The sequence below is a fragment of the Mycobacterium sp. ACS1612 genome, from assembly GCF_001667505.1.
Lineage (GTDB): Bacteria > Actinomycetota > Actinomycetes > Mycobacteriales > Mycobacteriaceae > Mycobacterium.
The window spans coordinates 82999-97604 of the sequence record NZ_LZHZ01000049.1; the positions used below are offsets into that span (position 1 = coordinate 82999).

Consider the following 14606-nt stretch of genomic DNA (forward strand, 5'->3'; position numbering starts at 1 on the left):
GATCCTCCGGTTACCCATGCGTAGAACTCGCCAGTAACCATTCGGGGCGCGAAAATGGTCCAGTCTCTTATGACACTCTTAGTACGGCTGGAGAGGCTTGGAGCGTCCAATAGGACGCGCGCGACCCAGCCGGGATTCGACGCCGAATCGCCCGACCTGCGCAGCGTAAGCGCGGGCCATCCAAGAGTTTCAAAGACGACAGCCGCAGACGAGCGATACGCGCGAGACAGCAGCGAGGGAGATAACAAGACGTGACGATCAATGAACAGAGCAGGGTGACCACCGGCCGCCACACCTCCAGCGAGAACACCGACGCGTACCCCTCTGCTTCTGCCCTGGTCGATCGTTTGAATGCCGGAGAGCCTTATGCGGTCGCCTTCGGCGGCCAGGGCGGCTCCTGGCTGGAGAACCTGGAGGAGTTGGTCAGCTCGGCCGGCATCGAATCGGAGCTGAGCGAGATCGTCGGTGAGGCCGCGCTGCTTCTCGAACCGGTGGCCCGCGAACTCGTGGTGGTGCGGCCGATCGGCTTCGAGCCACTGCAGTGGGTCCGCGCACTGGCCGCCGAGGAGCCGTTGCCCACCACCAAGCAGCTGACCACCGCCGCGATCTCCGGTCCTGGGATCCTGCTGGCCCAGATGGCCGCAATCCGCGCGCTCTCGCGTCAAGGGCTCGACTTGTACGGCAGCCCGCCAGTCGCGATGGCCGGCCACTCGCAGGGCATCATGGCTGCCGAATCGCTGCGGGCCAAGGGCAGCAAGGACGCGGAATTGCTGGCGCTGCTGCAGCTTATCGGCGCGGCCGGATCCCTGGTGTCGCGCCGCCGCGGCATGGTCGGCCGTGGTGACAAGTCGCCGATGGTCTCGGTCACCAACGTCGACCCGGACCGCATCGCTGAGCTCTTGGAGGAGTTCTCCAAGGACGTCCGCACCGTTCTGCCGCCAGTGCTGTCGATCCGCAACGGCCGACGGTCCGTCGTCATCACCGGCACCCCCGAACAGCTGGGCCGCTTCGAGCTGTACTGCAGCAAGATCACCGAGAAGGAAGAGGCCGAACGCAAGAACAAGATCCGCGGCGGCGCTGTCTTCTCGCCGGTGTTCCACGGTGTGCAGGTCGAGGTCGGCTTCCACACCCCACGCCTGGCCGACGGCGTGGACGTCGTCGACCGCTGGGCTGCCAAATGCGGCATCGACGCTCAGATGGCCCACGAGATGACTGAATCGATCTTCGTGCGCCCGATCGACTGGGTGGCTGAGGTGCAGCGGCTGCACGACGCGGGGGCCAAGTGGATCATCGACCTGGGCCCAAGCGACACCGTCACCCGCCTGACGGCCCCCGTCATCCGCGGGCTCGGCATAGGGATCGTTCCGGCCGCGACCCGCGCGGGGCAGCGCAATCTGTTCACCGTTGGCGCCGAGCCCGAGGTGCCGCCTGCGTGGTCGAGCTACATGCCGACCACCGTCAAGCTGCCCGACGGTTCGGTGAAGCTCTCGACCAAGTTCACCCGGCTGACGGGACGCTCACCGATCCTGCTCGCGGGGATGACCCCGACGACTGTCGACGCCAAAATCGTCGCCGCCGCCGCCAATGCAGGCCACTGGGCCGAGCTGGCCGGTGGCGGCCAGGTGACCGAGGAAATCTTCGCCGACCGCATCGAGGAGCTGACGCAGCTGCTCGAGCCGGGCCGCGCCGTTCAGTTCAACTCGTTGTTCCTGGACCCGTATCTGTGGAAACTGCAGGTCGGCGGAAAGCGGCTGGTGCAGCGGGCCCGTCAGTCCGGCGCCCCGATCGACGGTGTCGTCGTGTCGGCAGGCATCCCCGACCTCGAGGAAGCCGTCGAGCTGATCGACGAGCTCAACAGCGTCGGCATCAGCCATGTGGTGTTCAAACCGGGCACCATCGACCAGATCAAGTCGGTCATCAACATCGCCGCCGAGGTGCCTGGCAAGGACGTCATCATGCATATCGAGGGCGGCCGCGCGGGCGGCCACCACTCGTGGGAGGACCTCGACGACCTGTTGCTCGCGACGTATGCCGAGCTACGCAAGCTGCCCAACATCACTGTCTGTGTCGGCGGCGGCATCGGCACACCCGAACGGGCGGCCGAGTACCTATCGGGCGAGTGGGCCGAGCGGTACGGGTTCCCGGCGATGCCTGTCGACGGAATTCTCGTTGGGACCGCCGCGATGGCCACCCTGGAGGCCACCACGTCACCCACGGTCAAGCAAATGCTGGTCGAGACCAGCGGCACCGAGCACTGGATCAGCGCCGGAAAGGCCACGGGCGGCATGGCGTCGTCCCGCAGCCAGCTCGGCGCCGACATCCACGAGATCGACAACGCCGCGTCGCGGTGCGGCCGCCTGCTCGACGAGGTGGCAGGCGACGCCGACGCCGTCGCGGCCAGGCGCGACGAGATCATCGCCGCGATGGCCACCACCTGCAAGCCGTACTTCGGCGACGTCGGCGACATGACCTATGCGCAGTGGCTGCGCCGTTACGTCGAGCTGGCCATCGGCGACGGTGACAGCACTGCCGACACCAAACTGCCGGACAGCCCGTGGCTGGCCGACACCTGGCGCGACCGATTCGAGCAGATGCTCGAGCGCGCCGAGGCCCGGTTGCATCCGCAGGATTCCGGCCGCATCGAGACGCTCTTCAATGACGTTGCGCTGCTTGACAATCCGGACGAGGCCATCGCCACGCTGGTGGCGCGTTACCCCGAGGCCGAGACGCTCAAGCTGCACCCGGCCGACGTGCCGTGGTTCGTGACGCTGTGCAAGCTGATCGGTAAGCCGGTCAACTTCGTACCGGTCATCGACAAGGACGTGCGCCGCTGGTGGCGCAGCGACTCGCTGTGGCAGGCGCACGACGCCCGCTACACCGCCGACCAGGTCTGCATCATCCCCGGCACGCAGTCGGTGGCGGGCATCACCCGCGTCGACGAACCGGTGGGTGACCTGCTCGACCGCTTCGAGCAGGCGGCCATCGACCGCGCGCTGGCCACCGACGGCCGGCCGGTCGCAGTGGTCTCCCGTCGCCAGGCCCGGGCCGACGTTACCGGCCCGCTCGCAGTGGTGCTCGACTCGCCCGACGTGTTGTGGGCAGGCCGCACCGCGATCAACCCGGTGCACCGCATCGGTGCGCCCGACGAGTGGCAGGTCAACGAAAACCGCAGCGCCACACACCCGTCCACGGGCGCCCGGCTGGAATTGGCTGGCGATGCGGTGACGCTGAGCGTTCCGCTGTCCGACATCTGGATCGACATCCGCTTCACACTGCCCACCTGCACGGTCGACGGCGGTATGCCGGTCGTCACCGTCGAGGACGCGTCGACCGCGATGCGGTCGGTGCTGGCGATCGCCGCCGGCGTGGACGGACCCGACGCGCTTCCGCCCGTGCAGGACGGCACCGCCACGGTCACCGTCGACTGGGACCCCGAAGCGGTCGCCGACCACACCGGCGTCACCGCAACGTTCGGGGCGCCGCTGGCGCCCGGCCTGACGCTGGTGCCTGACGCGCTGGTCGGGCACTGCTGGCCCGCGGTGTTCGCCGCGATCGGGTCGGCCGTGACCGACGACGGCTTCCCCGTCGTCGAGGGTCTGTTGAGCCTCGTGCATCTGGACCACGCCGCGCATCTGCTGACGGCGATGCCGAAGACCAGGGCCGAATTGACGGTCACCGCAACGGTTTCCGCGGCCACCGACACCGAATATGGGCGGGTGATCCCGGTCTCGGTGATCATCAGGGACTCGGCGGGTACGGAGTTGGCCACCCTCGAGGAGCGGTTCGCGATCCGCGGCCGCACCGGCACCGCCGAGTTGGCCGACCCGCCGCGCGCGGGCGGTGCGATGACCGACAACGCGACCGACACGCCGCGGCGCCGTCGCCGCGACGTCACGGTGCCCGCACCGACCGACATGAGCGCGTTCGCGGTGGTGTCCGGGGACCACAACCCGATCCACACCGACCGCGCCGCCGCGCTGTTGGCCGGGCTGAAATCGCCCATCGTGCACGGCATGTGGCTGTCGGCCGCCGCCCAGCACGTCGTCACCGCGACCGACGGCAAGCCGGCACCGCCCGCCCGTGTCGTCGGGTGGACGTCGCGCTTCCTTGGCATGGTGATGCCCGGCGACGAGATCGACTTCCGCGTCGACCGGGTCGGAATCGACCGTGGCGCAGAGATCATCGAGGTCAGCGCGAAAGTCGCCGGTGAACTGGTGATGTCGGCGACCGCGCAGTTGGCCGCCCCGAAGACGGTCTATGCGTTCCCCGGCCAGGGCATCCAGCACAAGGGCATGGGCATGGAGGTTCGCGCGCGGTCCAAGGCCGCCCGCAAGGTGTGGGACGCTGCCGACAAGTTCACCCGTGACACGTTGGGTTTCTCGGTGCTGCATGTGGTGCGCGACAACCCGACCAGCCTGATCGCCAGCGGTGTGCACTACCACCACCCGGACGGCGTGCTGTTCCTGACGCAGTTCACGCAGGTCGCCATGGCGACCGTCGCCGCGGCACAGGTCGCCGAGATGCGTGAACAGGGCGCGTTCGTCGAAGGCGCGATCGCCTGCGGCCACTCCGTCGGTGAATACACCGCGCTGGCATGCGTTTCCGGTGTCTACGAGTTGGAGGCGCTGCTCGAGGTGGTGTTCCACCGCGGCAGCAAGATGCACGACATCGTGCCTCGTGATCACCTCGGCAGGTCCAACTACCGACTGGCCGCGATCCGGCCGTCGCAGATCGACCTCGACGACGCCGACGTCAAGCAGTTCGTCGCTGACATCTCCGAGCGCACCGGTGAGTTTCTGGAGATCGTGAACTTCAACCTGCGTGGCTCGCAGTACGCCATCGCGGGCACCGTGCGCGGTCTGGAAGCGCTCGAGGAAGAAGTCGAGCGGCGACGCGAGATCACCGGCGGCAAGCGGTCGTTCATCCTCGTGCCGGGCATCGATGTGCCGTTCCACTCCTCGGTGCTTCGGGTCGGTGTCGCCGACTTCCGGCGCTCGCTGGAGCGGGTCATGCCGCGCGACAAGGATCCCGATCTGATTGTCGGCAAGTACATCCCGAACCTGGTGCCGCGGCCGTTCACGCTGGACCGCGACTTCATCCAGGAGATCCGGGACCTGGTCCCCGCCGAACCGCTCGACGAGATCCTCGCCGACTACGACACGTGGCGGAAAGAGAAGCCGGCGGAGCTGTGCCGCAAGATCGTCATCGAGTTGCTGGCGTGGCAGTTCGCCAGCCCGGTGCGCTGGATCGAAACCCAGGACCTGCTCTTCATCGAGGAGGCCGCGGGCGGTCTCGGCATCGAGCGGTTCGTCGAGATCGGCGTCAAGTCCGCGCCGACCGTCGCCGGGCTTGCCACCAACACGCTGAAGCTGCCCGAGTATTCGCACAACACAACGGAAGTGCTGAACTCCGAGCGCGATGCGGCCGTGCTGTTCGCGACCGACACCGACCCGGAGCCCGAGGACGACGTCGACGAGACGCCGGCCCCGGCCGCTCCTGTCGCGGAGGCAGGCCCCGTTGAGGCCGCAGCCCCGACTCCCGCGCCTGCCGCTCCGGTGGGTGGCCCGCGCCCGGATGACCTCGGCTACGACGCGGCCGACGCCACGACGGCGTTGATCGCGTTGTCGGCGAAGATGCGGATCGACCAGATCGAGCCGCTGGACTCGATCGAGTCGATCACCGACGGCGCGTCGTCGCGACGCAACCAGCTGCTGGTCGACCTCGGCTCCGAGCTGAACCTCGGCGCCATCGACGGTGCCGCGGAAGCCGACCTGGCCGGGTTGAAGGGACAGGTCACCAAGCTGGCCCGAACCTACAAGCCGTTCGGCCCAGTGCTTTCCGACGCGATCAACGATCAGCTGCGCACGGTGCTCGGCCCGTCCGGCAAGCGTCCGGCCTACATCACCGAGCGGGTCAAGAAGACCTGGGAACTCGGTGACGGCTGGGCCAAGCACGTGACGGTCGAGGTGGCGCTGGGCACCCGCGAGGGCTCCAGTGTCCGCGGTGGTGAGCTGGGCGGCCTGCACGACGGCGCGCTCGCCGACGCGGCCACCGTCGACAAGGTCGTCGACGCCGCCGTCGCGGCGGTCGGTGCGCGCCAGGGTGTTCCGGTGTCGCTGCCGTCGGCAGCAGGCGGCGGTGGCGGCGTGGTGGATTCCGCCGCGCTCGGCGAGTTCGCCGAACAGGTCACCGGTCGCAACGGCGTGCTCGCCTCGGCGGCCCGCCTGATCCTCGGTCAACTCGGCTTCGACGCTCCGGTCCCCGTGGCCGAGGCCACCGACGCGGAGCTCATCGACCTCGTCACCGCCGAACTCGGTTCGGACTGGCCGCGTCTGGTGGCCCCGGCGTTCGACGGCCGCAAGGCGGTGCTGTTCGACGACCGCTGGGCCAGCGCCCGTGAGGACCTGGCCAAGCTGTGGGTGCTCGACGAGAGCGAGATCGACGCCGACTGGCAGCGGCTGTCCACGCGGTTCGAGGGCGCGGGCAATGTCGTTGGCACGCAGGCGACGTGGTGGCAGGGCAAGGCCCTGGCCGCGGGCCGCAACATCCACGCGTCGCTGTACGGCCGCGCCGCGGCGGGTGCGGAGAACCCGGGCAAGGGTCGCTACACCGACGAGATCGCTGTCGTCACGGGTGCGTCGAAGGGATCGATCGCCGCATCGGTGGTGGCGCAACTGCTGGACGGCGGTGCGACCGTGATCGCGACGACGTCGAAGCTGGGCGACGACCGGTTGGCGTTCTACCGCAACCTGTATCGCGACAACGCCCGCTTCGACGCGAAGCTGTGGGTGGTGCCCGCGAACATGGCGTCCTACACCGACATCGACAGGCTCGTCGAGTGGGTCGGCACGGAGCAGACGGAAAGCCTTGGGCCGCAGTCAATTCACCTCAAGGACGCGCTGACGCCGACGCTGCTGTTCCCGTTCGCGGCGCCGCGGGTGGCCGGCGATCTGTCCGACGCCGGTTCGCGTGCCGAGATGGAGATGAAGGTGCTGCTGTGGGCCGTGCAGCGGCTCATCGGCGGGCTGTCGCACATCGGTGCGGAACGCGATATCGCCGCACGCCTGCACGTGGTGCTGCCCGGTTCGCCGAACCGCGGCATGTTCGGCGGCGACGGCGCATACGGCGAAGCCAAGGCCGCGCTGGACGCGGTGGTGTCTCGGTGGAAGGCGGAGTCGTCATGGGCGCAGCGCGTTTCGTTGGCGCACGCCCTGATCGGCTGGACCAAGGGCACCGGGCTGATGGGCCACAACGACGTGATCGTCGACGCGGTCGAAGAGGCGGGCGTAACGACGTACACCACCGACGAGATGGCAAGCATGCTGCTGAGCCTGTGCGACATCGAGTCCAAGGTCGCCGCCGCCCGTGAGCCGCTGCAGGTCGACCTGACCGGCGGCCTCGCCGAGGTGGAGCTCGATCTGGCCGAGCTGGCCGCGAAGGCCCGCGAAGATATGTTGGGCGAGGCGGCCGCAGAGGAGTCCGACGAGGAGGGCGCCATCCGTGCGCTGCCGTCGCCGCCGCGCGGCTACCAGGCCGCACCGGCGCCGGAATGGGACGACCTCGACGTCGACCCCGCCGATCTGGTCGTGATCGTCGGCGGCGCCGAACTCGGCCCGTACGGCTCGTCGCGGACCCGCTTCGAGATGGAGGTCGACAACGAGTTGTCGGCGGCGGGCGTGCTCGAGCTGGCGTGGACCACCGGCCTGGTCAAGTGGGAGGACGACCCGACACCGGGTTGGTACGACACGCAGACCGGGGACCTGGTCGACGAAGGCGAGCTGGTGGAGCGCTACCACGACGCCGTCGTCGAGCGTGTCGGCATCCGCGAATTCGTCGACGACGGTGCGATCGACCCCGATCACGCTGCGCCGCTGCTGGTTTCGGTGTTCCTCGACAAGGACTTCACGTTCGTGGTGTCCTCCGAGGAGGAGGCGCGTCAGTTCGTCCAGTTCGATCCCGAGCACACCGTCATCGCGCCGGTGCCGGACAGCGGCGACTGGCAGGTCACCCGCAAGGCGGGCACCGAGATCCGCGTGCCGCGCAAGACGAAGCTGTCCCGCACGGTCGGCGCGCAGATCCCCACCGGATTCAATCCGATGGTCTACGGCGTCACCCAGGAGATGATGAACTCGATCGACCGGTTGGCGATCTGGAACCTCGTCACCACGGTGGACGCGTTCCTGTCGGCGGGATTCACGCCGGCCGAGCTGATGCGCTGGGTGCACCCCAGCCTGGTGGCCAACACGCAGGGCACCGGTATGGGCGGCATGACGTCGATGCAGACCATGTATCACGGCAACCTGCTCGGGCGGAACAAGCCGAACGACATCCTGCAAGAGGTCCTGCCGAACGTCTACGCAGGGCACGTCGTTCAGTCATACATCGGCAGCTACGGCGCGATGATCCACCCGGTCGGCGCGTGCGCCACCGCGGCGGTGTCGGTCGAGGAGGGCGTCGACAAGATCCGGCTGGGCAAGGCGGACTTCGTCGTGGCAGGCGGTTACGACGACCTGACGCTGGAGGCGATCATCGGCTTCGGTGACATGGCGGCCACCGCCGACACCGAGATGATGCGCGCCAAGGGCATCAGCGACTCGAAGTTCTCGCGTGCCAACGACCGACGCAGGCTCGGCTTCGTCGAGGGTCAGGGTGGCGGCACCATCCTGCTGGCCCGCGGCGACCTCGCCCTGCAGATGGGTCTGCCGGTGCTGTCGGTGATCGGCTACGTGTCGTCGTTCGGCGACGGTGTGCACACGTCGATTCCGGCACCGGGCCTGGGTGCGTTGGCGGCGGGCCGCGGCGGACGCGAGTCGCAGCTGGCGCGGTCACTCGCCAAGCTCGGCGTCGGCCCCGACGACATCGCGGTGGTGTCCAAGCACGACACCTCCACGCTGGCCAACGACCCCAACGAGACCGAGCTGCACGAGCGGCTCGCCGACGCGATGGGCCGTTCACCCGGTGCACCGCTGTTCGTGGTGTCGCAGAAGAGCCTGACCGGTCACTCGAAGGGTGGCGCCGCGGCCTTCCAGATGATGGGGCTGTGCCAGATCCTGCGCGACGGCGTCATTCCGCCGAACCGCAGCCTGGACTGCGTCGACGACGAGCTGAGCAGCGCCGCGCATCTGGTCTGGTTGCGCGACACCCTGCGGCTGGGGGACAAGTTCCCGTTGAAGGCGGGCCTGATCACCAGCCTCGGGTTCGGTCACGTGTCCGGTCTGATCGCCCTGGTGCATCCGCAGGCGTTCATCGCCTCGCTGAGTCCCGAGCAGCGCGCTGATTACCAGGCGCGATTCGAGGCCAGGGTGCTGGCCGGTCAGCACCGGCTGGCGTCAGCGATCGCGGGCGGCCCTCCGCTGTACGAGAGGCCTGCCGACCGCCGGTTCAGCCACGAGGCGCCGGAGAAGCGGCAGGAGGCCGAGATGCTGCTCGATCCCCAGTCGAGGCTGGGCGACGGCGACGTCTATGTGCGGTGAGATAGCGTCTCCGGCATGGCAGTAGTCGGGGTGGGGATCGACCTGGTCTCCATCCCCGACTTCGCCGAGCAGGTCGACCAACCGGGCACGGTGTTCGCCGAGACGTTCACGCCCGGTGAGCGGCGTGACGCCGCGGACAAGAGTTCGTCCGCGGCGCGGCACCTCGCCGCGCGGTGGGCGGCCAAGGAAGCCGTCATCAAGGCGTGGTCCGGTTCGCGGTTCTCCAAGCGGCCCGTGCTGCCTGAGGGCATCCACCGCGACATCGAGGTGATCACCGACATGTGGGGCAGGCCGAAGGTGCGGTTGACCGGTGCCATCGCCGAGCATCTGAAGGACGTGACGATTCATCTGTCGCTGACCCACGAGGCCGACACCGCGGCGGCGGTCGCCATCCTCGAGGAGCGCTAGTCTCGCTCCATGAGTGAACTCGTGGAGCGGGTGCGTGAGGTGCTGCCGTCGGTGCGGCGCGACCTGGAAGACCTGGTGCGCATCGAATCGGTGTGGGCCGATCCGGCGCGCAGGCCGGAAGTGCAGCGCAGCGCCGACGCGGTGGCAAAGCTGTTGTCGGAGGCCGGGTTCGGCGACGTCAAGATCGTCAGCGAAGGCGGCGCGCCCGCCGTTATCGCCCGCCATCCCGCACCGCCAGGCGCCCCGACGGTGTTGCTGTACGCCCACCACGATGTACAGCCGGAAGGCGACCACGCGCAGTGGCAAACCGCGCCGTTCGAGCCGACCGAGCGTGACGGCAGGCTGTACGGCCGCGGCGTCGCCGACGACAAGGCAGGCATCGCAACGCATTTGGCCGCTTTCCGGGCGCACGGCGGCCAACCGCCGGTCGGCGTGACGGTCTTCGTCGAGGGCGAGGAGGAGTCCGGCTCACCATCGTTGTCGCGTCTACTCGCCGCGCATCGCGACGTGCTGGCCTCCGACGTCATCGTCATCGCCGACTCGGACAACTGGAGCACCGACGTGCCGTCGCTGACCGTGTCGCTGCGCGGCCTGGCGGACTGCATCGTCGAGGTCGCGACGCTGGATCACGGTCTGCACTCCGGACTTTGGGGCGGTGTGGTGCCCGACGCGATCACCGTGCTGGTGCGTCTGCTCGCTAGCCTGCACGACGACGACGGCAACGTCGCGGTGGCCGGACTGCACGAAGGCACCGCCGCTGACGTCGACTACTCGCCGCAGCGGGTGCGCGAGGAGGCCGGTCTGCTCGACGGCGTTTCAGAAATTGGTTCAGGCTCTGTGCCGCAACGACTTTGGGCGAAGCCGGCGATCACTGTGATCGGCATCGACACCACGTCGATCGAGAAGTCGTCGAACACACTGATTCCACGGGCCCGCGCGAAGGTCAGCATGCGCGTCGCTCCCGGCGGCGACGCGCGCGAACATCTGGCGGCGCTGACCCGTCACCTCGAACAGCACGTGCCCTGGGGTGCCCAGGTCACGGTCATCCCTGGCGACCTCGGGAAGCCTTACGCCATCGACGCCAGCGGGTCGGTCTACGACGCTGCCCGCGCAGCATTCCGGCAGGCGTGGGGCAACGAGGCCGTCGACACGGGGGTGGGCGGTTCGATCCCGTTCATCGCCGAGTTCGCCGAGGCGTTCCCGTCGGCCAAGATCCTGGTCACCGGCGTCGAGGATCCGCAGTCTCAGGCGCACAGCATCAACGAGAGCCTGCATCTCGGCGTGCTCGAACGGGCCGCCACCGCCGAGGCGCTGCTACTGGCCAACCTCGGCTCAAACGGACAGGTCTCGCCGTAGCTTGGCGACGTGACCCGTCGCGCGGACGTTGTACTGCGCCTCGGCGATCTTGCCCTTCTCGTCGACGACGAACGTCGACCGGATGACGCCCTGAACGGTCTTGCCGTACATGGTCTTTTCGCCGTAGGTGCCCCACGCGGTGAGCACCTCGCGGTCCGGATCGGAGAGCAGCGGGAACGTCAGCTTCTGGTCGTCGCGGAACTTGGCCAGCTTGGCGGGTTTGTCGGGGGAGATGCCGATGACATCCAGTCCGGCGCCGTTGAGTTCACTCAAGCTGTCGCGGAAGTCGCAAGCTTGCTTGGTGCATCCGGGGGTGGCGGCGGCCGGATAGAAGTACACGATGACCCTGCGGCCTTTGTAGTCCGAGAGCTTGACGGTGTTGCCGTCGGCGTCGGGCAGGCTGAACGCTGGGGCCTTGTCACCCACTTCGAGTCGCGGGGTTTGCGGCATGCGGAAGTCCCTTCTTCGACCGGTGCACTCCGGCGAGTGCAGGCTGAACTAGGGTAGTGCCGCAAGGCGACGCTCATGGAGTGGCTTGGAGGCAGCAAGTGGCGGACCGCGATCCCGACACCATCAAGCGGGACATCGATCAGGCGCGTGATCAGTTGGCGGCGACCGTGGATACCCTCGCCGAGCGCGCCAACCCGCAGAAGATCGCGGAGGACATCAAGGCGGCCGCCGTGCGTTTCGTAAAGAAGCCCGCGGTTGCTGTGACACTGGCAGGCGCCGGCGCTGTGTTCGTCATTGTGGTCATTCGCCGTATTCGGCGAGACTGACCGGTTGCTTCAGCGGCGCCGCGCAGCGCGGAACCAGTCCGCGAACGAAAAGCTGGGCGGGTTGGCGACACGCCCGAGGCGACTGCAGGTGTAGACCATGACCGGCCGTTGCGCAGTTACGTCGTCAGCTGTTCCCGCGCCGGACACGCCCGCGGTGAGCGATGCGTCGGGGCTGACCACAGCTAAGACCTCGTTTCGTTGTGAACATGGCACTTAGAAGCCATGTAATTCGTCGCAGCTAACCGAAGGCTAGCACTCTCACACCCTTTTACGCAGCACAATTCGCTGTGAAGCCGCGCACCCGTTACCAGCTAGGATGACTGACGGCTTCGTAGCGTAAGTCCGGTTACGGAAGCAGTAGCACATTCAACATACCTCGTCCGGTTACGGTCTTAATTTTTTCGTTCGCGTAAATAGGCTATTGCGGAAATGTAGCTAGGGCAAGGCGCGTGGGGTTGCCTGGTGCATCGACGGTCTAGGGAGTTGAACGGGCGATGCGGCAGGGCCAAGCAGGCGCGATCGCGTCTGTCAGGCTTTGCGCACCGGCGGGCGGACGGGTTTGCTGATTTCGCCCCAGCGCGCTTGCGGTGGTGGTAAGTGCGATGATTTCGGCGTGACTGATGACCCCGATACAGCGCAAGCTCTTGCGCTGTTGCAATCACTGCACGCCCACATCGACGAAATCTCCAGAAAAGTTGAGGCCGCGGAACGCCGCAGCCGACGGGTCCAGGGTCACGCCGCTTCGGTCGCCCGGCGCCGGGCCGCCAGCCTGCGTCACGAACTCTACGAAGCGCACCGATTGATCGACGGAATTCACCGAAGATTCCCGGATGCGCGGCCGCGGAATAGTGCCGGGCCGCGTGCCGAAACTGCACGCTGAGTGCGCCGTCAGGGTTTCGAGCCCCGGACCCGCTGATCAAGAGGCATCGGAAGGTATGCACGGGTGTCCACCGTGTATTGAACTACGAAGAGCCAGCTCAGGTTGTTGACCAACCTCCGTGAAGAGGATATTGATGTGGAGATCGAAGCAGTCTGACCGGACAGAACTGAGGTGCCGGCGGAGCGCATGAAGTCACGAATGTTGGTTTTGCTGCTTACCCTGTCGCTGCTAGTCCTTCACCTGGGTTGCTCTGTTCAAGAAGAGTCGCCGACGCAGGGACAGATTCCGCCTGAACTGGATCGAAAGCTGAGTGAGATTGCCAGCCGAGGACATCTTCCAGGATTCGGCGTGTCCATCGTTACCAGCGATGGCGTCCTGTTCGAGAAGGGTTATGGCTATGCTGATATCGAGAAGAAAATCCCGTATACCACAAAGAGTCTGCAAAACATCGGTTCAATTTCCAAGACCCTCATTGGAATTTCCCTCATGCAGCTGGCGGAAGAAAACCAAATCAGGCTCGATGACGATGTCAGTCGCTATTTGCCGTTCAAGGTTGTGAATCCGCACTTTCCCAATGAGCCGATTCTCATACGGCATCTCGCCGAACACACTTCAACGCTCCGGGACACCGAAGAGTTCTGGCGCTACGACTATTTTCTGCAGGAGTCGGTACCGACCGGGCGCGGCAACGCTGCCAAGATTGACCTTCTCAACCCCGACAACAAACGGATACCTCTGGATCAGTTCGTCCGAAACTTTGTCGCGACGGATGGGATCTGGTACAAGAAGAGCAACTTCCTCAATCAAAGGCCGGGAACACAGTTCGAATACAGCAACCTCGGAGCGGCGCTGGCCGCGTATATCGTCGAGTGCGTAACGTGGGAGAGCTTTGCCGACTACACCGAGAAGCGGATTCTGAAACCTGTTGGCATGACAGATTCCGCCTGGTTCCTTTCAGAGATCGACAAGAGCCGGTACGCCACGCATTACATGGGCGAAAAGGTGATTCCCTTGTATGCCTTCAGTACTTACCCGGATGGCGGTTTCATCAGCAGCGTTGAGGACATGGGCCGGTTCCTCATGGAAATGATTCGGGGGTACAAAGGCGAAAGCAAACTGCTGCGTCGGGAGTCGTTTCAGGCCATGATGTCGGGAACGGAGGGATATGGAATATTCTGGGACCACCGGAAAGGCGCCATCGGTCATTACGGCGGTGATCCTGGAATCAAAACTTCCATGTGGTTCAATCCTTCCACCGAAGTCGGCTTCGTTCTTTTCACCAACTGCAACTGGCGCGGACCGAACGGCGCACTCTACGAAATGGAAGGTGCGGCCAGCCAGAAAGCCTTCGTGGATATCCAGGAGATATTGACTGGATCATTGAAGCCAAGCCACCCATGAAAAGGGCGCTCGGCGACTTTGCAGAAGATGTCGTGAGCGGAAAGTTCGTCAGACCGGCGCCAAGAACGAAAGGAAGTTGAGTTTCGCCTGGAGTCAATGTCTACTACCGAGTCCGCTCACTGCTGCACTGCGACACCGTCGCCCGGCAGATCGATGCACTCTGCCGCCTAGTAGAGGCTTTCTGGCGTCTCAATACCCGAGTGGGTACCGAGTCGCGCGACGATAAGGTGGTGCGCCTGTTCAGAGTCGGTTGACGGTTGACGGATCTGTTTCGGCTGATCCTTGACACTCTGGGTTATGGGTTTAGGGCTG

The 14606-nt window shown here is 66.3% G+C and carries 7 protein-coding genes; 5 read left to right on the plus strand and 2 right to left on the minus strand.

Annotation, left to right across the window (positions count from 1 at the left end; all coding sequences use genetic code 11):
- Window positions 1-251: 251 nt before the first annotated feature.
- The 3 genes from A5724_RS19970 to A5724_RS19980 are packed head-to-tail and all read left to right on the plus strand — an operon-like array spanning window position 252 to window position 11237.
- Window positions 252-9473 carry a type I polyketide synthase gene (locus A5724_RS19970; RefSeq protein ID WP_067805902.1) on the plus strand — a complete coding sequence of 3074 codons (9222 nt, stop codon included), beginning with the start codon at window positions 252-254 and terminating at the stop codon, window positions 9471-9473.
- 15 nt (window positions 9474-9488) lie between these two features.
- The gene (locus tag A5724_RS19975; protein ID WP_067805904.1) at window positions 9489-9881 is read left to right on the plus strand and encodes a holo-ACP synthase; all 393 of its coding nucleotides are present in this window, start codon (window positions 9489-9491) and stop codon (window positions 9879-9881) included.
- 9 nt (window positions 9882-9890) lie between these two features.
- Window positions 9891-11237 (plus strand): dipeptidase, encoded by a 1347-nt coding sequence (locus A5724_RS19980; protein ID WP_067805906.1) that lies wholly within the window; start codon window positions 9891-9893, stop codon window positions 11235-11237.
- Here A5724_RS19980 and bcp read toward each other — a convergent pair.
- Window positions 11214-11687 (minus strand): thioredoxin-dependent thiol peroxidase, encoded by a 474-nt coding sequence (gene bcp, locus A5724_RS19985; protein ID WP_067805908.1) that lies wholly within the window; start codon window positions 11685-11687, stop codon window positions 11214-11216. The genes A5724_RS19980 and bcp overlap by 24 nt on opposite strands.
- Window positions 11688-11785: 98 nt before the next feature.
- On the opposite strand from bcp, the gene A5724_RS19990 reads away from it, so the two are divergent.
- Entirely contained in the window at window positions 11786-12013 is a 228-nt protein-coding gene (locus tag A5724_RS19990) for a DUF3618 domain-containing protein (RefSeq protein WP_067805911.1), read from the plus strand.
- Window positions 12014-12671: 658 nt separating this feature from the next.
- On the opposite strand, the gene A5724_RS33830 is transcribed toward A5724_RS19990, so the two are convergent.
- On the minus strand, window positions 12672-12830 hold the full coding sequence (locus A5724_RS33830; RefSeq protein WP_156752369.1) for a hypothetical protein: 159 nt from the start codon (window positions 12828-12830) through the stop codon (window positions 12672-12674).
- 261 nt (window positions 12831-13091) lie between these two features.
- On the opposite strand from A5724_RS33830, the gene A5724_RS19995 reads away from it, so the two are divergent.
- A complete protein-coding gene (locus A5724_RS19995; protein ID WP_197518725.1) occupies window positions 13092-14294 on the plus strand; it encodes a serine hydrolase in 1203 nt (400 codons plus the stop codon).
- Window positions 14295-14606: the final 312 nt, after the last annotated feature.

What these genes read in the sequence shown, in the direction of transcription:
- A5724_RS19975 (WP_067805904.1), top strand. Translation starts at nt 9,489, where the DNA reads ATGGCAGTAGTCGGGGTGGGGATCGACCTGGTCTCCATCCCCGACTTC.
- A5724_RS19980 (WP_067805906.1), top strand. Translation starts at nt 9,891, where the DNA reads ATGAGTGAACTCGTGGAGCGGGTGCGTGAGGTGCTGCCGTCGGTGCGG.
- bcp (WP_067805908.1), bottom strand. Translation starts at nt 11,687, where the DNA reads ATGCCGCAAACCCCGCGACTCGAAGTGGGTGACAAGGCCCCAGCGTTC.
- A5724_RS19995 (WP_197518725.1), top strand. Translation starts at nt 13,092, where the DNA reads ATGTTGGTTTTGCTGCTTACCCTGTCGCTGCTAGTCCTTCACCTGGGT.